General features: G+C 72.7%; 23 protein-coding genes. 8 read left to right on the top strand and 15 right to left on the bottom strand.

The window, feature by feature from the left end:
* Positions 1-89: 89 nt before the first annotated feature.
* From ACWEF6_RS26590 to ACWEF6_RS26570, 5 genes are all read right to left on the bottom strand, one after another.
* Positions 90-1,157: a sulfate/molybdate ABC transporter ATP-binding protein gene (locus tag ACWEF6_RS26590; protein WP_449685417.1), complete on the bottom strand. Its 1,068-nt coding sequence runs from the start codon at positions 1,155-1,157 to the stop codon at positions 90-92.
* Complete coding sequence (locus ACWEF6_RS26585) at positions 1,154-1,918, bottom strand: ABC transporter permease (protein ID WP_449685418.1); 765 nt, start codon at positions 1,916-1,918, stop codon at positions 1,154-1,156. The genes ACWEF6_RS26590 and ACWEF6_RS26585 overlap by 4 nt, the downstream gene beginning before the upstream one ends.
* A 61-nt stretch (positions 1,919-1,979) precedes the next feature.
* The gene (gene modA / locus ACWEF6_RS26580) at positions 1,980-2,789 is read right to left on the bottom strand and encodes a molybdate ABC transporter substrate-binding protein (protein WP_449685416.1); all 810 of its coding nucleotides are present in this window, start codon (positions 2,787-2,789) and stop codon (positions 1,980-1,982) included.
* Positions 2,786-3,190, bottom strand: coding sequence for a TOBE domain-containing protein (locus ACWEF6_RS26575; protein WP_310968721.1), 405 nt, complete (start codon positions 3,188-3,190; stop codon positions 2,786-2,788). Before ACWEF6_RS26575 ends, modA begins: the two co-directional genes overlap by 4 nt.
* A 33-nt stretch (positions 3,191-3,223) precedes the next feature.
* Positions 3,224-3,703, bottom strand: coding sequence for a MarR family winged helix-turn-helix transcriptional regulator (locus tag ACWEF6_RS26570; protein ID WP_449685415.1), 480 nt, complete (start codon positions 3,701-3,703; stop codon positions 3,224-3,226).
* Positions 3,704-3,839: 136 nt separating this feature from the next.
* Here ACWEF6_RS26570 and moaA point away from each other — a divergent pair, with 136 nt between their 5' ends.
* The 3 genes from moaA to ACWEF6_RS26555 all read left to right on the top strand — a co-directional run bounded on the left by moaA (position 3,840) and on the right by ACWEF6_RS26555 (position 6,703).
* Positions 3,840-4,847: a GTP 3',8-cyclase MoaA gene (gene moaA, locus ACWEF6_RS26565; protein ID WP_449685414.1), complete on the top strand. Its 1,008-nt coding sequence runs from the start codon at positions 3,840-3,842 to the stop codon at positions 4,845-4,847.
* Positions 4,848-4,857: 10 nt separating this feature from the next.
* Complete coding sequence (locus ACWEF6_RS26560; RefSeq protein ID WP_310968724.1) at positions 4,858-5,109, top strand: MoaD/ThiS family protein; 252 nt, start codon at positions 4,858-4,860, stop codon at positions 5,107-5,109.
* A 952-nt stretch (positions 5,110-6,061) separates the two neighbouring features.
* Positions 6,062-6,703, top strand: a complete 642-nt coding sequence (locus tag ACWEF6_RS26555) for a transglycosylase family protein (RefSeq protein WP_449685413.1) — start codon at positions 6,062-6,064, stop codon at positions 6,701-6,703.
* 645 nt (positions 6,704-7,348) lie between these two features.
* Here ACWEF6_RS26555 and ACWEF6_RS26550 read toward each other — a convergent pair.
* Complete coding sequence (locus ACWEF6_RS26550; protein ID WP_449685412.1) at positions 7,349-7,804, bottom strand: MarR family winged helix-turn-helix transcriptional regulator; 456 nt, start codon at positions 7,802-7,804, stop codon at positions 7,349-7,351.
* Positions 7,805-7,858: 54 nt separating this feature from the next.
* Here ACWEF6_RS26550 and ACWEF6_RS26545 point away from each other — a divergent pair, with 54 nt between their 5' ends.
* On the top strand, positions 7,859-8,305 hold the full coding sequence (locus tag ACWEF6_RS26545) for a nitroreductase family deazaflavin-dependent oxidoreductase (protein ID WP_449685411.1): 447 nt from the start codon (positions 7,859-7,861) through the stop codon (positions 8,303-8,305).
* On the opposite strand, the gene ACWEF6_RS26540 is transcribed toward ACWEF6_RS26545, so the two are convergent.
* Positions 8,292-9,212 carry a molybdenum cofactor biosynthesis protein MoaE gene (locus ACWEF6_RS26540; protein WP_449685410.1) on the bottom strand — a complete coding sequence of 307 codons (921 nt, stop codon included), beginning with the start codon at positions 9,210-9,212 and terminating at the stop codon, positions 8,292-8,294. The genes ACWEF6_RS26545 and ACWEF6_RS26540 overlap by 14 nt on opposite strands.
* The gene (gene moaC / locus ACWEF6_RS26535) at positions 9,209-9,679 is read right to left on the bottom strand and encodes a cyclic pyranopterin monophosphate synthase MoaC (RefSeq protein WP_449685409.1); all 471 of its coding nucleotides are present in this window, start codon (positions 9,677-9,679) and stop codon (positions 9,209-9,211) included. Before moaC ends, ACWEF6_RS26540 begins: the two co-directional genes overlap by 4 nt.
* An 83-nt stretch (positions 9,680-9,762) precedes the next feature.
* On the opposite strand from moaC, the gene ACWEF6_RS26530 reads away from it, so the two are divergent.
* Together ACWEF6_RS26530 and ACWEF6_RS26525 are read left to right on the top strand one after the other, a co-directional pair.
* Positions 9,763-10,026: a type II toxin-antitoxin system Phd/YefM family antitoxin gene (locus tag ACWEF6_RS26530; RefSeq protein ID WP_449685408.1), complete on the top strand. Its 264-nt coding sequence runs from the start codon at positions 9,763-9,765 to the stop codon at positions 10,024-10,026.
* Entirely contained in the window at positions 10,014-10,424 is a 411-nt protein-coding gene (locus ACWEF6_RS26525) for a PIN domain-containing protein (RefSeq protein ID WP_449685407.1), read from the top strand. Before ACWEF6_RS26530 ends, ACWEF6_RS26525 begins: the two co-directional genes overlap by 13 nt.
* A 338-nt stretch (positions 10,425-10,762) precedes the next feature.
* On the opposite strand, the gene ACWEF6_RS26520 is transcribed toward ACWEF6_RS26525, so the two are convergent.
* Positions 10,763-12,151 carry a malic enzyme-like NAD(P)-binding protein gene (locus ACWEF6_RS26520; protein ID WP_449685406.1) on the bottom strand — a complete coding sequence of 463 codons (1,389 nt, stop codon included), beginning with the start codon at positions 12,149-12,151 and terminating at the stop codon, positions 10,763-10,765.
* 105 nt (positions 12,152-12,256) lie between these two features.
* Complete coding sequence (locus ACWEF6_RS26515; protein WP_176174556.1) at positions 12,257-12,436, bottom strand: hypothetical protein; 180 nt, start codon at positions 12,434-12,436, stop codon at positions 12,257-12,259.
* Between the two features lie 90 nt (positions 12,437-12,526).
* Here ACWEF6_RS26515 and ACWEF6_RS26510 point away from each other — a divergent pair, with 90 nt between their 5' ends.
* Both ACWEF6_RS26510 and ACWEF6_RS26505 read left to right on the top strand, forming a co-directional pair.
* Positions 12,527-14,764: a helicase-associated domain-containing protein gene (locus tag ACWEF6_RS26510; protein ID WP_449685405.1), complete on the top strand. Its 2,238-nt coding sequence runs from the start codon at positions 12,527-12,529 to the stop codon at positions 14,762-14,764.
* A gap of 56 nt (positions 14,765-14,820) precedes the next feature.
* Positions 14,821-15,381, top strand: coding sequence for a hypothetical protein (locus ACWEF6_RS26505; protein WP_449685404.1), 561 nt, complete (start codon positions 14,821-14,823; stop codon positions 15,379-15,381).
* Here the strand turns inward: ACWEF6_RS26505 and ACWEF6_RS26500 are convergent.
* The 5 genes from ACWEF6_RS26500 to ACWEF6_RS26480 all read right to left on the bottom strand — a co-directional run bounded on the left by ACWEF6_RS26500 (position 15,378) and on the right by ACWEF6_RS26480 (position 19,510).
* Positions 15,378-16,868 (bottom strand): DUF742 domain-containing protein, encoded by a 1,491-nt coding sequence (locus tag ACWEF6_RS26500; protein WP_449685403.1) that lies wholly within the window; start codon positions 16,866-16,868, stop codon positions 15,378-15,380. The genes ACWEF6_RS26505 and ACWEF6_RS26500 overlap by 4 nt on opposite strands.
* Before the next feature lie 6 nt (positions 16,869-16,874).
* Entirely contained in the window at positions 16,875-17,291 is a 417-nt protein-coding gene (locus ACWEF6_RS26495; protein ID WP_043776340.1) for a roadblock/LC7 domain-containing protein, read from the bottom strand.
* A gap of 366 nt (positions 17,292-17,657) precedes the next feature.
* A complete protein-coding gene (locus tag ACWEF6_RS26490; protein WP_043776338.1) occupies positions 17,658-18,266 on the bottom strand; it encodes a GTP-binding protein in 609 nt (202 codons plus the stop codon).
* Positions 18,247-19,026, bottom strand: coding sequence for a DUF742 domain-containing protein (locus ACWEF6_RS26485; RefSeq protein WP_310968734.1), 780 nt, complete (start codon positions 19,024-19,026; stop codon positions 18,247-18,249). Before ACWEF6_RS26485 ends, ACWEF6_RS26490 begins: the two co-directional genes overlap by 20 nt.
* A gap of 25 nt (positions 19,027-19,051) precedes the next feature.
* Positions 19,052-19,510, bottom strand: a complete 459-nt coding sequence (locus ACWEF6_RS26480; protein ID WP_310969662.1) for a roadblock/LC7 domain-containing protein — start codon at positions 19,508-19,510, stop codon at positions 19,052-19,054.
* Positions 19,511-19,518: the final 8 nt, after the last annotated feature.

The raw sequence follows: 19,518 nt of genomic DNA, 5'->3' as shown, positions 1-19,518 counted from the left end.
CGCCCCAATGTGGCGTTCGGTGCATCTGACGCACCGAACGCCACATTGGGTGCGTCAGACGCACCCAACGCCACATTGGGGCGCTTGGGTCAGGAGGCCGCGGCCGGGTGGATCGCCACGGTCGCGGCCTTCACCGAGAGCGTCACCGCCGAGCCGGGCTCCAGGGCGAGCTCGGCGACGGCGGCCGGGGTGAGGTCGGCGGTGAGGCCGTGGGCCCAGCCGCCGGCCTCGGCCCGGACCCGGATCACCGGCCCGTGCGGCTCCAGGGCCGCGACGACGGCGTCGGCGGTGTTGCGCGGGCTGCCGCGGTGCTCGCCGTCGTGCGGGTAGACGGCGACGGCGTTCGGCGCGAACACCGCCACCGCGGGTTCCCCCGGCACCACGTCGGCCGCGGGGAGGCCGCTGACGACCTCGCCGGACGCCGTCCGCAGCCCTTCGGCGACCGCGGTCCCGGCCACCAGGTTGAGGCCGGCGATCCGCGCGGTGAACGCCGTCCGCGGGGCCGAAAGCACCTCACGGGTCGGGCCGCGTTCGACGATCCGGCCGTCGTTCAGCACCGCGACGTGGTCGGCGAGCGCGAGCGCGTCCAGCGGGTCGTGCGTGACGAGCACGGTCGTCGGCCCGGTCTTCAGCACCCGCCGCAGCAGGCCGCGGATCGCCGGTGCGGCGTCGACGTCGAGGGCGGCGAAGGGCTCGTCGAGCAGCAGGAGGTCCGGTTCGGCGGCCAGTGCCCTGGCGATCGCGACGCGCTGGGCCTGTCCGCCCGACAACTGTCCCGGCCGCCGGTCGGCCAGCGCGACGGCGTCCACTTCGGCCAGCCAGTAGTAGGCGCGCTCGCGGGCGGCGCGGCGGCCGGCGCCGGTCGAGCGCGGCGAGAAGGCGACGTTGTCCGCCGCCGAAAGGTGCGGGAAGAGCAGGGCGTCCTGGGAGAGCAGGCCGATCCCGCGGCGGTGCGGCGCGACGCCGGCCAGCGCGCGGCCGGCCACGGTGATTTCCGCCGACGACGGCGTGATCAGCCCGGCGAGGCAGCCCAGCACCGTCGACTTGCCCGAGCCGTTGGGGCCGAGCAGGGCCAGCACGGTTCCGGCGGGCACGTCGAGGTCGACGTCCAGCGAAAACGAGCCGCGGACGGCGGCGATCCGGGCGGTCAGGCTCACCGGAGGCCGCCTTCCCACGAACGCGGCCGCGCGACGGCGATCACGATCACGGCCACGACGATGAGCAGCAGCGAGAGCGCGACGGCGCTGTCGATGTCCACTTCGGCCTGCGTGTAGACCTCGAGCGGCAGCGTGCGCGTGACGTCTTCGAGGCTGCCGGCGAAGGTGATCGTGGCGCCGAACTCGCCGAGCGCGCGGGCGAAGCTGAGGACGACGCCGGAGCCGAGCGCGGGCAGCAGCAGCGGCAGCGTGACGCGCCGGAAGACGGTCCACGGGCGCGCGCCGAGGGTCGCGGCGACCTGCTCGTAGCGGTCGCCGGAGCCACGCAGCGCGCCTTCGAGGCTGACGACCAGGAACGGCATCGCCACGAACGTCTGCGCGATGACGACGGCGGTCGTGGTGAACGGGACGGACTCCCCGGTCAGCGCGGTGATCAGCGCGCCGAGGAAGCCCTTGCGGCCGAGCAGGTAGAGCAGCGCGAGGCCGCCGACGACCGGCGGCAGGACCAGCGGCAGCAGCACGATCGAGCGCAGCACCCGGACGCCGCGGAAGCGGGCCCTGGCGAGGACGACGGCCAGCGGCACGCCGAGCAGCACACAGGCCAGTGTGGACAACGCGGCGGTGATCAGCGACAGCCGCAGCGCGTGCCACGACGACGGCGTGGCGATCAGCGACGGCAGCCGCGTCAGGTCCGAGCGCACCAGCAGGCCGACGACCGGGAGGACGACCAGCGCCAGCGCGAGGGTGGCCGGGACGGCCAGGACCCACGGGACGCGCGAACGGCCGGCCGGGACGGATCCCGGCCGGCCGTTCGGGGACCACTTACTGCGCAGGGCCGAACCCGACCTTGCCCAGCTCGGTCTTGCCTTCGGCGCCGAGGACGAAGTCGTCGAACTCCTTGGCCAGCGCGCTCTGGCCGCCCTTGACCACGGCGATCGGGTAGCTGTTGACCGCCTGGGCCGCCTCGGGGAAGTCGACCTTGTCGACCTTGCCCGCGGCCGACGTCGTGTCGGTGACGTAGACCAGGCCCGCGTCGGCGTCACCGGAAGCGACCTTGTTCAGCACCTGCTTGACGTCCTGCTCTTCGCTCTTCGGCTTGAGCGTGACGCCGGTCGCCGTCTCGACCTTCTTGGTCGCCGAACCGCACGGCACCTGCGGGGCGCAGGTGATCACGGTCAGCCCGGCCTTGTTCAGGTCCGCGAAGGACTTGATGCCCTTGGGATTGCCCGGGGCGACCGCGATGGCGAGCTTGTTGGTCGCGAAGACCGTCGGCTGACCGTCGATCACGCCGCCCTGGACGGCCTTGTCCATGTTGGCCTGGTCGGCCGAGGCGAAGACGTCGGCCTTGGCGCCGTTGGTCAGCTGCTGGACCAGGCCGGACGAGCCCGCGAAGCTGAACTTCACGGTGGTGCCGGGGTGCTTGGCTTCGAACGCCTTGCCGAGCGCGGTGAACGACTCGGTGAGCGACGCGGCGGCGAACACGGTCAGCGTGCCACCGCCGGCGTTCCCGGCCCCCTTGGGCGCGGGCGCGGTGACGGACGACCCGCCGGTCTGCGTGCTGGGCTCGTCCGAGCTGCTGCACGCGCCCGCGAACAGGGCGACGGCGGCCACAGCGAGGGCAAGTTTCTTCATCGACTTCCTTCCGGTGTTTCCACCACGACAGTGGTCGCCTTGACCACCGCGACCGCGAGCACACCGGGGCGCAGGCCCAGCTCGCGGACGGCTTCCGTACTCATCAGGGACACCACGCGGTGCGCCCCGCACTGCAGTTCCACCTGGGCCATCACCTTGTCGGCGATCACCTCGGTGACCAGCCCCACGAACCTATTGCGGGCGGACCGGCCGACCGCGGACGGGTCGTCGGGCGCGGCGGCCTGCGCCCGGGCGAACCCGGCGAGCTGGGCGCCGTCGACGACCTTGCGGCCGGCGGCGTCGTCGGTCGCGGTCAGCTGCCCCGCGCGCACCCACCTCCGGACGGTGTCGTCGCTGACGCCGAGCAGGCGCGCGGCCTCGGACAACCGAAATTGCGGCATGCCGCAGACATTATCTCCGCAGTTGAGGAAAAGCTATGCGGGGCGCGAATTGCCCATGACTTCGGCGCGCAGCTGTTCGAGGATGACATTCTGATAACGCTCGATGGCTTTTCGCTCGGCCGGGGAGAACTGCGCGAGCGTCTCGCGGAGGGTGTCGAAGGCCGACTCGAAGAGCGGCGCGAAGCGCTCCTCCGCTCCCGGCACGACCTCGACGAGGACCTTGCGGCGGTCTTCGGGATCCCGCACGCGGCGGACCAGGCCGACCTTCTCCAGCCGGTCGATGACCCCGGTGACCGCGCCGGTGGACAGGCCGGTCAGCCCGGCGATCCGACCCGCGGTGAGCGGTCCGCCGGCCTGGATGACCAGGTCGAACGTCTTGTGGTCGGTGCCGGACAGGCCCATCCGCTCGGCGATCCTGGCGTGCCGCAGGACGGTGAACGTGCTGCCTTGCCTGCCCAATTCCGCGAAGCGGAAGAGTTCCTCTTCGGTGACCGGGTAAGTCTTTTCCGTCACAAGCCCTCTTAGTTCGCCCACTGAACCACTCACTGCGCAAAGTATCCTAGCCGGGCTTCGGAGAGCTACTCTGTGCGTAATGACAGCAGTGGATCTCGGGTTTCCTCGCGTCCCCGGTACACGAGGGTCATCTCGCGTGCCCCGGCCCGAGAACCCCCATCTCATCGACACCTTCGGCCGGGTGGCCACCGATCTGCGGGTTTCCCTGACGGATCGGTGCAACCTGCGCTGCACCTACTGCATGCCCGCGGAAGGCCTCGACTGGATGCCGGGCGAGCAGGTGCTGACCGACGACGAACTGGTCCGGCTGATGCGGATCGCCGTCGAACTGCTCGGCGTCACCGACATCCGGCTCACCGGCGGCGAACCGCTGCTGCGGCCGGGTCTCGAGGACCTCGTCGCGCGGATCACGGCGTTGTCGCCCCGGCCGCGGTTGTCCATGACCACCAACGGGATCGGGCTGGCCCGCCGCGCCGCGGGCCTCGCCGAGGCGGGGCTGGACCGGATCAACGTCTCGCTCGACACGGTCGATCCCGAGCTGTTCAAGACGATCACCCGCCGCGACCGGCTCTCGCACGTGCTCGCGGGCCTCGCGGCGGCGCGGGACGCCGGGATGTCGCCGGTGAAGGTCAACGCCGTGCTGATCCGCGGGCTCAACGAGTCCGAAGCCGTGCCGCTGCTGAGGTTCTGCCTCGACGAGGGCTATCACCTGCGGTTCATCGAGCAGATGCCACTGGACGCCCAGCACGGCTGGAACCGCGGTGAGATGATCACCGCGGCCGAGATCCTCTCGATGCTGGCGTCGTCGTTCGAGCTGACGCCGGCCTCGGAGGCGCGCGGCGGGGCACCAGCCGAGCGCTGGCTGGTCGACGGCGGGCCCGGCGACGTCGGCGTGATCGCGTCGGTGACCCGGCCGTTCTGCTCGGCCTGCGAGCGGACGCGGCTGACGGCCGACGGGGCGGTGCGCTCCTGCCTGTTCAGCAACGACGAGACGGATCTGCGGTCCCTCGTGCGCGCGGGCGCGCGCGATGAGGAGGTGGCGGACGCCTGGCGCGCGACGATGTGGGGCAAGCTCGCCGGGCACGAGATCAACGACGCCGGGTTCGCGCAGCCGATCCGGCCGATGAGCGCGATCGGCGGTTGAGGTGGCGACGATGACCATCGTGGTGCGGTACTTCGCTTCGGCGCGGGCCGCGGCGGGCGTGGACGAGGAGAAGGTCCAGCTGCCGGACGGGGCCTCGGTCGCCGACGCGGTGGCCGAGCTGGCCCGCCTGCACCCTTCTTCGTTGCCGCGGATCCTCGACGCGGTCAGCTACCTCCTGGACGGCATCGCGGTCCGCGACCTCACCCGCCCCCTCCGGGACGGCGCCGAGCTGGACGTCCTCCCACCCTTCGCCGGCGGCTGACCCACCCGCGAACCCGCGTGATCGCAGGGTCGACACGCGTGATCGAGCAGCCGACACGCGTGCTTGAAGGGTCGACACGGCGCAGGCAGGCCGCCGCGGCGTGTCGACCTCCTGATCACGTGTGTCGGCTCTCCAAGCACGCGGGCCGGAGGTCTGGTCCATCCGGCGGAGCCCCGCGAACTTCGTTCTCCCTGTAAAACGGCGACCGCTCGGGTACGGCGGCCGACCGCTCGGCGACGGGCTTTCCGGCGCCCGGCGTGGCGCGTCACCGATTCCGGGTGTTCGCGAGAAGCTGATCGCGACCGGCCGCCACGCCTTCCGGTGACCTGTTTCACCTGGTCCGTCGCCCTGCGTCGGCGTCGGCTCGGGGAGGTAGCTGCCGCCACCGCTCCGACCGGGTCGGGAAACCCCACGAACAGGTGGGACTGCTGTGACTCTTGGGGCAACTGAGGCAGGATTGTCAAGTCTGGCGACCTAACGTCCAGGCCCATAAGATGCGCGCCCCAATCGCGATCCGGGCGGCGCGAATGGCCCATTCGCTGCCCGAAACACGTGATGCAAGCCTCACGATCCGTGTTTTATCTCGGGGAGGAAACGGCCAGATAACGGCCGCCTGACCTGCACAAACAGGCATATCGACAGGGGTTGCGTGCCGTTACTGTGACGTAGGTCACGCCTCGAATAATTTCCGATCACGGCCATCGTTACGTACCGTCGCTTTTCGGTTGGCCCCGACCGACCGAAGCAAGACCGGGAATCCGTAGCGCCTAGCCCTGTCCGACGGATCCCCGGACCCATACCCCGAGCGAAAGCATTTCCGGACAGGGACGAGGGGACGACGAAGACGCGCCGTGCGTCGGACTCGCCTGCCGGCCTGAGATGGCCGGCGCCAGGACCCCGATCCTGACCCTCACAACGGTTCGTAGGCGCTGGGAAACCGAGAAGCATCCAAATGTCTTACCGAGGCAAGCACCGCAAGATGTCCGCTGCCACCCGCACCGTCGCTCGCGTCGCCATCGCGGGCATCGCGGTCGGCGCTCCCCTCGCGATCGCCGCGACCCCCGCGTCGGCGACCAACTGGGACGCCATCGCGCAGTGCGAGAGCAGCGGCAACTGGAGCACCAACACCGGCAACGGCTACTACGGCGGCCTGCAGTTCTCGCAGAGCACCTGGAAGGCCTACGGCGGCACCGGCAGCGCGGCGAACGCTTCCCGCGAGCAGCAGATCGCCGTGGCCGAGCGCGTCCTGCAGGGTCAGGGCATCGGCGCCTGGCCGGTCTGCGGCAAGAAGGGCGGCAGCGGTTCGTCGGCCCCCAAGGCCACCGGCAAGGTCACCAAGAAGGTGACCCCGAAGAAGAGCACCTCCGCGCCCGCCCCGAAGAAGGCGGCGCCGGCCCCGGCCGCCCCCGCGGCGACCGGCGTGAGCAGCTCCAACCCGGCCGGTGACTACACCGTCGTGGCGGGCGACACCCTGTCCAAGATCGCCAAGCAGTTCAACGTCCAGGGCGGCTACCAGAAGCTGCAGGAGCTGAACGCGAAGTACATCCCGAACGCGGACCTGATCCTCGTCGGGCAGAAGATCGCCACCAAGTGACGATCACGCAGTGATGCGCGAGTCCGGCCTCGAGCCGTGACCTGAAAGGGCTCCCACCGCCGATCCCCCGGGCGGTGGGAGCCCTTCACGCGTTTCCGGGGCGCCGGGATTGTCGGTCCCCGCCGGTAAGCTGGATACCGGGGGCCGGAGGCCAAGCCTGCGCTTCGGCGCGGGCGGCCCGCTGGGGCTGAGCCCGCCGCCGCACAGCCGGCCCAGCGCAGACAAGTGGCCGGGCCAAGCTGGCTGCCGCAAGGTCGCCCCGCTCGCCAAGCGCACCTCGCCGCCGCACAGCCGGCCCAGACTGGCTGCCGCAAGGTCGCCCCGCTCGCCAAGCGCACCTCGCCGCCGCACAGCCGGGGCCCAGCGCGGACAGACTCGCCAAGCCAAGTCAGAGGCCGCCCACCCAGCCCGCACTGCGGCCAGCTCGCCGGGCCAAGCCGGCCGCAGAGCCGCCCCCGCGCGGCCGGGCCAAGCTCGCTGCCGCAGAGCTGCCCCAGCGCGGCCGGCCAAGCCGGCGCCACACGGCCATCCCATCGCAGACAGGCTCCCCAGCGCGACAACGCCCCTCAGGGGCGCTCAGCGCCTCCTGAGGGCGGCGCAAGCCTTCCTCAGCCCGGCGAACCGGACAGGCCCGCCCAAAGCCCCTCAGCGCGCCCGGATCCGCTCCGCCTCCGCCAGCTGCATCCGCTCACCCTTCCGCAGCACCTCGATCACCAACTCGAGCTGCTCCGCCGTGTACTCCGCCAGCAACGCCCGGCCCGCCCGCTCGATCGGCCCGTACACCTCCTCCAGCAGCTCCGCGGCCTTCGGCGTCAGCTCCACCACCGCCCGGCGCCGGTCGTCCACGTCCGTGCGGCGCGTCAGATGCCCCGCGTTCGCGAGGCGCTGGATCGCCGTCGTCGTCGCGGCCGGGCTCAGGTTCGCCTCCGTGGCCAGCCTGCCCGCCGTCAACGTTCCCACCGCCGCCACCAGGCCGATGATGCGCAGGTCCGTGCGGTTCACGCCGAACGCCGTCGCGGCGGCTTCGTCGACCACGTCGTTCGCCGCTCCGAACGCCGCTGCGGCGAGCGTGGCCTCGGTGACCCGTGATTGCTTCGACACTCGAAAGAGTCTACCTTGGCCGGTAAGTATTTCGATAGTCGAAAGGATTTACTCGTGCCGACCCACCACGACCTGCCCCGCTGGCTCCGCCCCGCCAACCGCCTCATCCGCCTCTTGACGCGCATGGGGCTGCGCCTGGGCACCATTCACGTCCTGACCGTCCCCGGTCGCCGCTCGGGCGTGCCGCGGCCCACCCCGGTTTCCCCTCTCACCGTCGACGGCCACCGGTACGTCGTCGCCGGGCTGCCGGACGGCGACTGGGCGCGCAACGTCCGCGCCGCGGGCCGCGGCGAGCTCGCCTACGGACGCCGGAAGCAGGCCGTGACGCTCGAGGAGGTCACAGACGCCGAAACCCGCGCGCGGGTCATGCGGGCCTTCCCGCGCGAGGTGCCGGGCGGGGTGCCGATGTTCGTCAAACTGGGGCTGGTCACCACCGCCGACCCGGACCAGTTCGCCGCGGCCGCCGACCGGGTCGCGACGTTCCGGATCACGGCGAGTTGACCCACTCGTCCGTGCCGTCGGTGAAGTGCTGGTGCTTCCACACCGGCAGCCGCGCCTTGACCTCGTCGACGAGCTCCGAGCACGCCGAGAACGCCTGCCCGCGGTGTTCCGCCGCCACAGCGCAGGCCAGCGCGACGTCGCCGATCGTCAGCGCACCCAGCCGGTGGCTCACCGCCACCGCGCGGACGCCGGTCCAGCGCGCCGACAGGTCCGCGACGACGTCGGCGATCACCTGGCTCGCGCTCGGGTGGCCCTCGTACGTCAGGTCGCGGACGCCCTTGCCGCCGTCGTGGTCGCGGACGACGCCCGCGAACGTCACCACCGCGCCCGCCGCGTCGTCCTCGACCAGGCGGGCGTGCTCCTCGACCGACAGCGTCTCCTCGGTCACCAGCGCCCGCGCGACCCGCACCGCGGGCCCCGGAGCGGCGGTGCGCGGGTGGTCGCCGCCCGCCAGCTGGTCGACGGCGTGCTCGAGGATGCCGTCCAGCACGCCGAGACCGTCCTTGACGCCGCCACTGGAGCCCGGCAGGTTCACCACCAGCGTCCGGCCCGCCACGCCCGCCAAGCCGCGTGAGAGCACCGCCGTCGGCACCTTCGGCAGGCCGGCCGCGCGGATCGCGTCCGCGACGCCCGGCAGCTCGTGGTCGAGGAGCGCGCGGGTGACGTCCGGGGTGCGGTCGGTCGGCGAGATGCCGGTGCCGCCGGTGGTGAGGACCACGGCGACGCCGTCGGCCAGCGCCGCCCGCAGCGCGACGCCCACCGGTTCGCCGTCCTCGACGACGACCGGCGCCGGCACGTCGTACCCGCGGTCGGCCAGCCAGGCGGCGATCACCGGGCCGGTCTTGTCCTCGTAGACGCCCTTCGCGGCGCGGTTGGACGCCACGATCACGCGCGCGCTGCGCTTCACGGCCGCTCCCAGGTTCCGGTCTTGCCGCCGTCCTTGCGGAGCAGGCGGACCTCGTCCAGCGTCGCCGCCGGGTCGACGGCCTTGATCATGTCGTGCAGCGTCAGCCCGGCGACGGCGACCGCGGTCAGCGCCTCCATCTCGACGCCGGTGACGTCGGTGGTCTTCGCCGTCGCGCGGATGCCGACCTCGGCCTCGCCGAGGGTGAACTCGACCTTGACCCCGGACAGCGCGATCTGGTGGCACAGCGGGATGAGGTCGGGGACGCGCTTGGCGCCCATGATCCCGGCGATGCGCGCGGTGGCGAGGGCGTCGCCCTTGGGGAGGCCGTCGGTGGCCAGCAGCCGCAGCACCTCGGCGGTGGTCCGCACGGTCCCGGCGGCGAGCGCGGTGCGCGCGGAGGCGGTCTTGCCGGAGACGTCGACCATGCGGGCGGCGCCGGTTTCGTCGACGTGGCTGAGTTCACTCACGAGCCGAGGCTACTTCCACCATCGGGGGACACTGCGGTGGCGGCGGTGTTCAGAAACCTGGAATCTGATAATCTGATCCCGTGATGGAACTGACGGCATCGGAAGCTTCCCGGTCGTTCTCCGCGATGCTCGACGAAGCGGAGAAGGGCGAAACGATCGTCGTCACCCGCAACGGCAGACGGGTGGCGCTGATCGTGCCTGCGCCGCGCGCGAACGGCACCGAGGTGTGCGCGGTGTTCCACCGCTGGGCGGGAAAGCTCGAAGCCGGTGGCGGGTTCGAGGAGAACGTGACGAAGGTCCGCGAGACGGCGTCGGCCGAGCTGGACGGTGACCCGTGGCGCGACTGATCCTCGACACCGGCATCCTCGTCGACGCCGCGCGGCAACGGCTGCCCGCGGGAGCGATCGGCGACGAGGACGACGTCGCCGTACCGGCCGTGGCGATCGCCGAATACGAGGTGGGACTGCGGCTCGACCCGAACCCGGCCCGCCGGGCGGCGCACAGTGCGTTCCTGGCGGAGTTCCTGGCGGTGACGCCGGTGGTGGACTACACGACGAGCGTCGTCGAGCACCACGCCGAGCTGCTGGCCCACCTCCAGCGCACGGGGCAGGCCCGCGGCGCCCACGACCTGATCATCGCCGCGACCGCCCGGGCCACCGGCCGCACGCTGGTGACCACGGACGGCCGGGCCCGGTTCGAGGAACTTCCGGAGGTTGAGGTGAGGCTGTTGGAGCGGATCAGCTGAGGCTCAGCGCTCCACGAGTGCGGCATTCCCGGGAGACGTTCGCCGGACAGCCGCGGCGGGTGCGGGTTCGCGGCCAGTCAACGCTCGGCGGGCACGGCCGTCGGAAGGGTGCGCGCCCGGTGGGCCATCGCCGAAACGCGCGCACCCGGGACCTGCGGCGAGCGACCCACCACCAGGCGACCACCGCGGCAGCCTGCCCACCGACGGCCAGCCCGCCGCCGGGGACGACGCCTGCGGCAGCCGCCCACCGCCGAGCAGCCGGGAGCCGCCTGCCGACGGGCGCGCCACCGCAGCCGCCCGATGTCGGGGAGCCGGCGCGGGCGCGGGTCGCCTGCAGCTCAGCGCTCCGCGAGCACTGCCTTCCGGACCGCCTCGGCGACCGCGGGGGCCACCGCGCTGTCGAACACGCTCGGCACGATGAACGACGCGTTCAGCTTGCCGTTGTCCACCACGTCCGCGATCGCGTCCGCCGCGGCCAGCAGCATCGAGTCGTCGATGTTGTGCGCGTTGGCGTCCAGCAGGCCCCGGAACACGCCCGGGAAGGCCAGGACGTTGTTGATCTGGTTCGGGAAGTCGCTGCGGCCCGTCGCCACCACCGCGGCGTGCTTCTGGGCCTCCAGCGGGTCGATCTCCGGGTCCGGGTTGGCCAGCGCGAAGACCACCGCGTCCGGCTTCATCGTCGCCACCTGGTCGGCTCCGAACAGGTTGGGGGCCGACACGCCGATGAACACGTCGGCGCCCACCAGTGCCTCGTGCAGGGTGCCGCTGACCTGCTCCTTGTTCGTGTGCGACGCGATCCAGGCCAGGTTGTCGTCGAGGTTGCCGCGCGCCGAATGCACGATGCCGTCGATGTCCGCCGCGACGATGTCGCCCGGGTTCTTCTGCAGCAGCAGGCGGATGATCGCCGAGCCGGCCGCGCCGACGCCGCTGACCACGATCTTGCAGTCCTCGATGCTCTTGCCCACCACGCGCAGGGCGTTGCGCAGCGCCGCGACGACCACGATCGCCGTTCCGTGCTGGTCGTCGTGGAACACCGGGATGTCGAGCTGCTCGCGCAGGCGCTTCTCGATCTCGAAGCAGCGCGGGGCCGCGATGTCCTCGAGGTTGATGCCCGCGTACACCGGGGCCAGCGCCTTGGCGATCAGGATGATTTCCTCGGTGTCCTGGGTGTCCAGGCACACCGGCCACGCGTCGACGTCGGCGAACTTCTTGAACAGCGCCGCCTTGCCCTCCATCACCGGCAGCGCCGCGGCCGGGCCGATGTTGCCGAGGCCGAGCACCGCCGAGCCGTCCGTCAGCACCGCGACGGTGTTGCGCTTGATGGTCAGCCGGCGGGCGTCCTCGGGGTTGGCGGCGATCGCCTGGCAGACGCGGGCCACCCCCGGGGTGTAGGCGCGGGAGAGGTCGTCACGGTTGCGGAGCGCGACCTTCGGCGTGACCTCGATCTTGCCGCCGAGGTGGATCAGGAACGTCCGGTCCGAAACCTTGCGGACGCGGACGCCGGGCAGCGAGTCGAGCGTCTGGGTGATGTCGTTCGCGTGGTTCTCCGACAGCGCGTTGGCGCTGATGTCGACCACGATCGAGTCGGAGTGGGACTCGACGACGTCGAACGCGGTCAGCACGCCCCCGACGCGCCCGACGGCCGCGGTCAGGTCACCGGCCGCCGTGACCGAGGCCGGGGCCTCCACCCGGACGGTGATCGAATATCCGGGACCGGGAACCGGCATGGCACTACCCCCGTGGTGGGAAAGGTGGGCTGGGACGGGAGGAAACCTACTCCCGTGACCGCCCTCACGAGGGGCCGATACCGGTACTGACCAGTAACTATGCGGTCAGCGGTTGATCTCGGTCTCCGGGTGCACGTAGGGCACCGTGTCGAGGGGGAAGGTGATGTCGCCGAACGGCGACAGCGCGCCCTGGCGGTCGGACGCGAGCTCGGTCACCGGGTGCTCGCCGGCCTCGCCCGGCCAGGTCGGGTCGACGCCCTTGTGCTTCTTCTCACCCTTGGCCACAACGTCCTCCACAGCCGCACGACGGTCTTAGGCAGACAGTCTGCCTGAGGCCCGGCAGCCCGGCGCAACCGCCCGGTACCCTGGTCTTCTATGCCCGCGACCTCTTTGGCGGACTGGCTGCGTGCGGAGTCCGACGACGCACTCGCAGAGCTGCTCCGCACGCGGCGCGACCTGTCCACGCCCCCGCCCTCCGACAGCACGGTGCTGGCCACCCGGGCCGGCACGCCGGGCTCGGTCGCGCGCGCCTGCGAGGACCTCGACACCTTCACCCTGGCCGTGCTCGAAGCCTGCCTGCTCGCCGGCGCGGATCGCGACCCGGTGCCGGTCGAAGACGTCGCCAAGCTCGTCGGCGCCGACATCGCCGCACCGCTGGCGTGCCTGCGCTCGCGGGCGCTGACCTGGGGCCCCGACGACGCCCTGCGCGTGCCGCCCGCGGCCCGGGAGGCGCTCGGGCCGTTCCCGGCCGGGCTGGGCACCTCTTCGCCGGCGCTGGCCGGTGAGGACCTCGGCGCCCGGCTCGCCGAACTGTCCGACGACGAACGCGGCGTGCTGACCGCCCTCGCCGCCGGCCCGCCGATCGGCCGCACCCGCGACGCCGGCCTCGACCTCTCGCTGGAGAAGGCCGAGACGCCGGTGCAGAAACTGCTCGCCCGCGGCCTGCTGTTGCGGCGCGACGACCAGACCGTCGAGCTGCCGCGCGAACTCGGCATGGCGGTGCGCGGCGGGGCGTTCGCGCCCGGCACGCTCACCGAGCCCGAGCTGCCGGTCCACCCGCACCAGCCGTCCACTCTGGACGAAGCGGCGGCCGGTGAGGCGATGGAGTTCCTGCGCCACACCGAAGCCCTGCTGCGCGCGTGGTCGGCCGCGCCGCCGCCGGTGCTCAAGTCCGGCGGCCTCGGCGTGCGGGAGCTGAAGAAGCTCGCCAAGGACCTCGAGATCGACGACACGCAGGCGATCCTGGTGGCCGAGCTGGCCGTGGGCGCCGGGCTCGTCGCCGACAGCGAAGCGTCCGTCCCCGAGTGGGTGCCGACGACGCTGACCGACTCGTGGCTCGCGTCGCCGACCGCGCAGCGGTGGATGACGCTCGCCCAGGCGTGGCTGGAGCTGCCGCGGCTGCCCGGGATGGCCGGCGGCCGCGACGCCAAGGACAAGCCGATCGCGCCGCTGTCGGAGGACCTGCGCCGCCCGCTGGCGCCGGTCGCACGGCGGCGGATCCTCGCCGCGCTGGCCGACCTGCCCCGGGGCTCCGGCGTGAAGAGCGTCGACGAACTGGTCGCCGTGCTGGCCTGGCGGGCGCCGCGCCGGGGCGGGCGGCTGCGGGACGAGACCGTCCGCTGGACGATGGCCGAAGCGAGCGCGCTGGGGATCGTCGGGCTCGGCGGCGTCACGACGGCGACGCGCGCGCTGCTCGCCGAGGACCGGCCGGGCGCGGTCGAGGCGATCCTGGACGCCCTCCCCGCGCCGGTGGACCGTGTGCTGCTGCAGGCCGACCTGACGGTCGTCGCGCCCGGGCCGCTGGAACCGGAGCTGGCGGCGGAAATCTCCGCCACCGCCGACGTCGAATCGGCGGGGCACGCGACGGTCTACCGGATCACCGAGGCGTCGGTGCGGCGCGCGCTGGACACCGGCCGCACGGCCGACGAGCTGCACGCGCTGTTCAAGACGAAGTCGGCGACGCCGGTGCCGCAGGGGCTGAGCTACCTGATCGACGACGTCGCCCGGCGGCACGGACGGCTGCGCGGCGGCGTCGCGGCGTCCTTCCTGCGCTGCGACGACGAGGCGCTGCTGGCCGAGGTGCTGGCCCACCCGGTCGCGGCGGAACACGCGCTGCGGCTGATCGCGCCGACCGTCGTGATCAGCCCGGACCCGCTGCACGAGGTCCTGGCGGCGCTGCGCGGCGCCGGGTTCGCCCCGGCGGCGGAGGGTCCGGACGGCCGCGTGGTCGACATCCGGCCCGGCGGCCGCCGCCTGCCGGCGAAGGCCCGGGCGGCCCGCCGCAGCCCGGGCGAGCAGGCGGTGCTGACCGAGGACCAGGCGGCCCGGATCGTGTCCAACCTCCGCGCGGGCGACGCGGCTTCGGCCCGCCGCCGCGGATCCGCGGTGCGCGCGCCGGTCGGCGGGGGTGCCGACACGTCGGCGACGCTCGAACTGCTGTCCCGGGCGACGCTGGAGCGCCGCGAGGTGTGGATCGGGTTCGTGGACTCCCGGGGCACGGCGAGCCAGCGCGTGGTCCGGCCGGTGCGCGTCGGCGGCGGGGTCCTCGAAGGCGAGAACAACGAGCGCTACTCGCTGCACCGCATCACGTCCGCGGCGCTCGTGGAGGACTGACGCCGGATCCGGTGAATCCCCCGCCGGACCGTCCGGGCCGGTGGTAGGCCTGGATCATGAAGCAGGGGACGCGGGTCACGGCGCTGGTGGCCGCGGCGGTGGTGAGCGGCACGGGCTTCGCCGTGGCGGGCCACTCGGCGTACACCGTCCGCGGGACCACGCACATCGCGAAGCCGGACGTCGATCTCGAGCTCGGGCCGGGCCGCGCCGAGCTGGACACCGGGCCCGGCACCTTCTCCGGGACGATCACGCTGCCGCCGGTCGAGGTGACCCGGTCGCTGCCCGGCGTCGGCCGGGTCAGCGGCACCGTCACGCTCGGCCCCGGCCACGCCGAGGGCGCACTCTCCGGCGGCTTCTCCGGCGCGGCGACCTGGCCGGTGGCGCTCTCCGACGTCCGCGTCGGCGGCGTGACCTACGACGTCGGCGACGAGTGCCGGACAGCCGAGCCGCTCACGACCGAACTGACGTCGGACGACTTCGCCGTCAGCACGGGCGGGCGTCTCGAAGCGACCTACGCGATCGGGGCGTTCGAAAACTGCGGCTCGGCGACGCCGATGATCAACGCCGTCATCCCGGGTCCGGGCAACACCCTGGTCCTGGACCTCGCCGGCGGCTAGAGGGCGCGCAGGCCGGCCAGCACGCGCTCCATGAACTCGCGGGACGACCGGTCGCCGAGGATCAGCTCGGTCTGGTGGATCAGCACCAGGCCGATGTCGGCCATGTCGCCGACCAGCACCTTCACCACGCCGAGGGGCAGCCGCAGGTGCGCGGCGATCTCGGCGACGGACCGGGTGTCCAGGCACAGGTCGCAGATCCGGCGGTGCTCGACCGAGCGGACCCCGCGGTAGCGGCGCCCGTCGTCGGACGTCGAGACGAGGGCTTCCAGCGCCAGGTTGTGGTCGGACCGGGTGCGGCCGCCGGTGCGGGTGTACGGGCGGACCCGCGACCCGGGCGAAGCGACGGGCACCGGGCTCACCACGCGGGCCGGCTCGTTCCAGGCCGGGTCCTCCCACGGTTCCGGGTTCGGGATCCAGCGGGTCTCGGGGTCCGGCGGCGGTGTCCAGTCGGCGGGCGGTGGGGCCCACGCGGGCGGGGGCGCCGCCTGCCGCGACACCGGCGGGGCCACCGGGTGCGGCCGCGAGACCGGCGCCGGTGGCCGCGGCGCGGGCGGACGGAGCGCGGGCGGCCGCGGGCCCGACCGCTGGTGGCTCGGCGGAGCGGGCGGGCGGGCACCGCGCGGCGGAGTCCACGCGGGCTCCAGCGGCGGGGGTTCCGGCTCGAACCGCTCGCCGTCCTGCCACTCGGGCTCGACGGGGTCGTAACCGTCATCGGCCACGACGGGCGAGTGGGTGCCCTGGTAGCCGAAGGGGTCCGGAAGGGGCGGCTCGTCGCCGGACTCCGGCGCGCGGCGGTTCCGGTAGCCCCCGAACGCCGGGCGGGCGGGCTCATCGCCGGAGAAGTCGGGCGCCCGCCGGCCCGGGAGGCCACCGGGGGCCCGGCGGTCGTGCTCATCGGCGGTGTAGTCCGGCGGGCGCCGGGTCGGGAAGCCGCCGGACTCGGAACGGACGGACTCGTCGCCGAAATCCGGCGGGCGCCGGCTCGGGAACCCGCCAGGCTCCGGGCGGACGGAGTCATCGCCGAAATCCGGCGGGCGCCGGGTCGGGAACCCGCCGGACTCCGGGCGGGCGTAATCCTCGCCCACCTCCGGCGAGCGCCGGGTCGCGAATCCCCCGGACTCCGGGCGAGCGTAATCCTCGCCCACCTCCGGAGAGCGCTTGCCGTGGTAGCCCGCGGGCTCCTGGCGGTCGTCCTCACCCGCGTACGAGCGTGAACGCCTGGCCCGGCGGCCCGTGGGCTCGTCCTCGACGGGCTCGGGCGCGACGTACTCTTCCTCGTCGTCGGCCGAGGAGCCCCACTCGCGGGTGTCCTCGTCCGTGTAGCCCTCCGCGTCCGGCTGTGGGCGGGACGGCTTGCGCTTCGGCATGATCATCGACAGCGTCGACATGTCGAACTTGCTGGGCGAATCGAAACCCTCGCGCTCGGTGCCGCGGTGCAGTGCGTCCCAGCCGCTGGAGTCCGGATCGTCGAATCCCGAAATCCTCATCTCGCCCTACCCACGCACGCCACCCTGCAGCTGGGCGCGCAGCTCGGGGGTGATCTGCTGGCCGACCCGCTCGACGAGCAGGGTCATCTCGTACGCGACCGTGCCGATGTCGCACGTCGGCGCGGCCAGCACGGCCAGCGACGAGCCGTCCGAAACGGACATCAGGAACAAGTAGCCGCGCTCCATCTCCACCACGGTCTGGTTGACGCCACCCGCTTCGAAGCAGCGCGCGGCCCCCGCCGTCAGGCTGATCAGCCCGGACGCCACCGCCGACAGCTGTTCGGCGCGTTCCTGGGGCAGCCCTTCCGACGGCGCCAGCAGCAACCCGTCCGCGGACACCAGAACGGCGTGCGCGGCACCGGGTACCCGGCGGACGAAGTCCGTGATGAGCCAGCCGAACGAACCCTGGCCGGAAGCCGTCACTCCTGCTCCTCCTTGCTCGTGCGGCGTCGCCCGCCGCACCCCGGAGCGCCCGGCACGGCCGGTCGGCGACGCCACGGTAAAGCGTATTCGCACCGCCGGTGGTGTCGAGTCCGCCACCGGCCGGCCGCTGCGCACCCTACGTGGGCACCCGGCCGAGTTCGGCGGCAGCCCGCCCCGCCTCCCCCGTCCGGGGGACACCCCACGGCTCGCACCCGTGCGGCATCGACGCAGGTCAGACCCAGCTCGGCCGGAAGCCCGGGGCCCGGACCGGCCGGCTGCTCCTGCGGACGGTGACGGCACTCCCCGAAGTGGGTGAAGCCCGCGGAGTTCACTCCAACGGCCGCATCCGGATCGGGGCGTCATGGGCTATCCCGCGCGCAACGCCGAATCGTGCGCGATCGCGTGCTGGACGACCGAGATCAACACCTGCTTCGCGGACTCGCGCTCGCGCGCGTCGCACGCCATGATCGGGACCGACGGCGCGATGGTCAGCGCGTGCCGGACGTCCTCGATCTGGTGGTGCAGCAGCCGGTCGAAGCAGTTGATGGCCACGACGTAGGGCAGCTTCCGGTTCTCGAAGAAGTCGATCGACGGGAACGCGTCGGCCAGCCGCCGCGTGTCGACCAGCACGACCGCGCCGATGGCGCCGACCGCGAGGTCGTCCCACATGAACCAGAACCGGTGCTGACCCGGGGTGCCGAACACGTACAGCACCAGGTCCGAGTCCAGCGAGATGCGCCCGAAGTCCATCGCCACGGTAGTGGTGGTCTTGTTGGGCGTGGCCGAGGTGTCGTCGTGCCCGACGCTGGCCTCGGTCATCATGGCCTCGGTGGTCAGCGGGTCGATCTCGGAGATCGCCCCGACCAACGTTGTCTTCCCCGAACCGAACCCGCCGGCGACCACGATCTTGGCCGACGAGGTCGGACCCGTCACCTGCGGCGCGTTCGCGTCGGAGTCAAATTCTCCGAAGCCCACTGAGCACCCTTTCCATGAACTCGATACTCGGGCGGTCGCCCACGGTCGGGCTGCTGGAGTGCACCAGCACCAGCCCGAGGCCCGCCACGTCACCAATCAACACCCGCACCACGCCGAGCGGCAGGCGCAGCAGCGCCGCCACCTCGGCCACCGACCTGGTGTCGAGGCACAGGTCGCAGATCGACCGGTGCTCGGGCACCCGGACCCGGTCGAGCATCCGGCCCTGTTCGCTGGTCGAGATCAGCGCCTCGATGGCCAGGTCGAGCGTCGCCTTCGTCCGGCCCCGGGTCCGGAAGTACGGCCGGACCAGGCCGGACGTCTCCATCTCCGTCGCCGGCGGCGTGTCCACGTACTCCTGGTGGGCCTGCTGCGGCAGGGCCGCGGCGAACTCACTGGAGTCCGGTCCCGACGAGAAGTCCCGCTCGGCGCTGTACGCGGCGAACTCGTGCGCGTCGTACAGCGGCCCGCTCGAACCGCCGAACAGCTCCGCGCCCGGACCGCCGAGGAGGCGGTCGCGGTACTCGGTGCCGCCGGCGATCGGCCGCAGCGGTTCCTGCCCGGCATTGCTGTCGGTCAGCCAGTTCGGCGGCTCCCGCACGGGGTCGCTGTCGGAGGCCTGCACCCGCCGCGCGCGCCACTCGCGGTCGACGCGATCCCGGAACGACTGCCAGTCCTCGCGGCTTTCGTCCGATTGGTCGGACCACCCGCCGGAGAAGTCGTCACCGAGCCGGCCATCACCCCTCAAGCGCCCGTCGTCCACGGCTCTCTCCTCGGTTCCCAGGTCCTCAGCGGCGGACGGCCGCACCCTGCAGTTGGGCCCGCATCTCCGGAGTCAGCTGCTGGCCGACCCGCTCCACCAGCAAGGTCATCTCGTAGACGACCAGGCCGATGTCACTCTCCGGCGACCCCAGAACCGCCAGGCACGAACCGTCGGAAACCGACATGAGGAAGAGGAAACCGTTGGCCATCTCGACCACGGTCTGCGCCACCGTGCCGCCCTCGAACACCTTGGCCGCGCCGCGCGCGAGGCTGGTGAGCCCCGAAGCCACGGCCGCCAGCTGGTCCGCCCGGTCCTTCGGCAGGCCTCGCGAGGCTGCCAGGAGCAGGCCGTCGGCCGAAACCACGACCGCGTGGGCCGCGCCGGGCACCCGGTGCACGAAATCCGTGATCAGCCAAGCGAAGCTGCCGGCATTGTTCGCCTTGGCATGCGCCTGGCCGTTCGGCACGGAGCCACCCGGCTGCATTGCACCCG

Source organism: Amycolatopsis sp. NPDC004772 (assembly GCF_053601215.1).
Note: the sequence above shows the minus strand (reverse complement) of the source record. Positions and strands in the feature narration are given on the sequence as shown.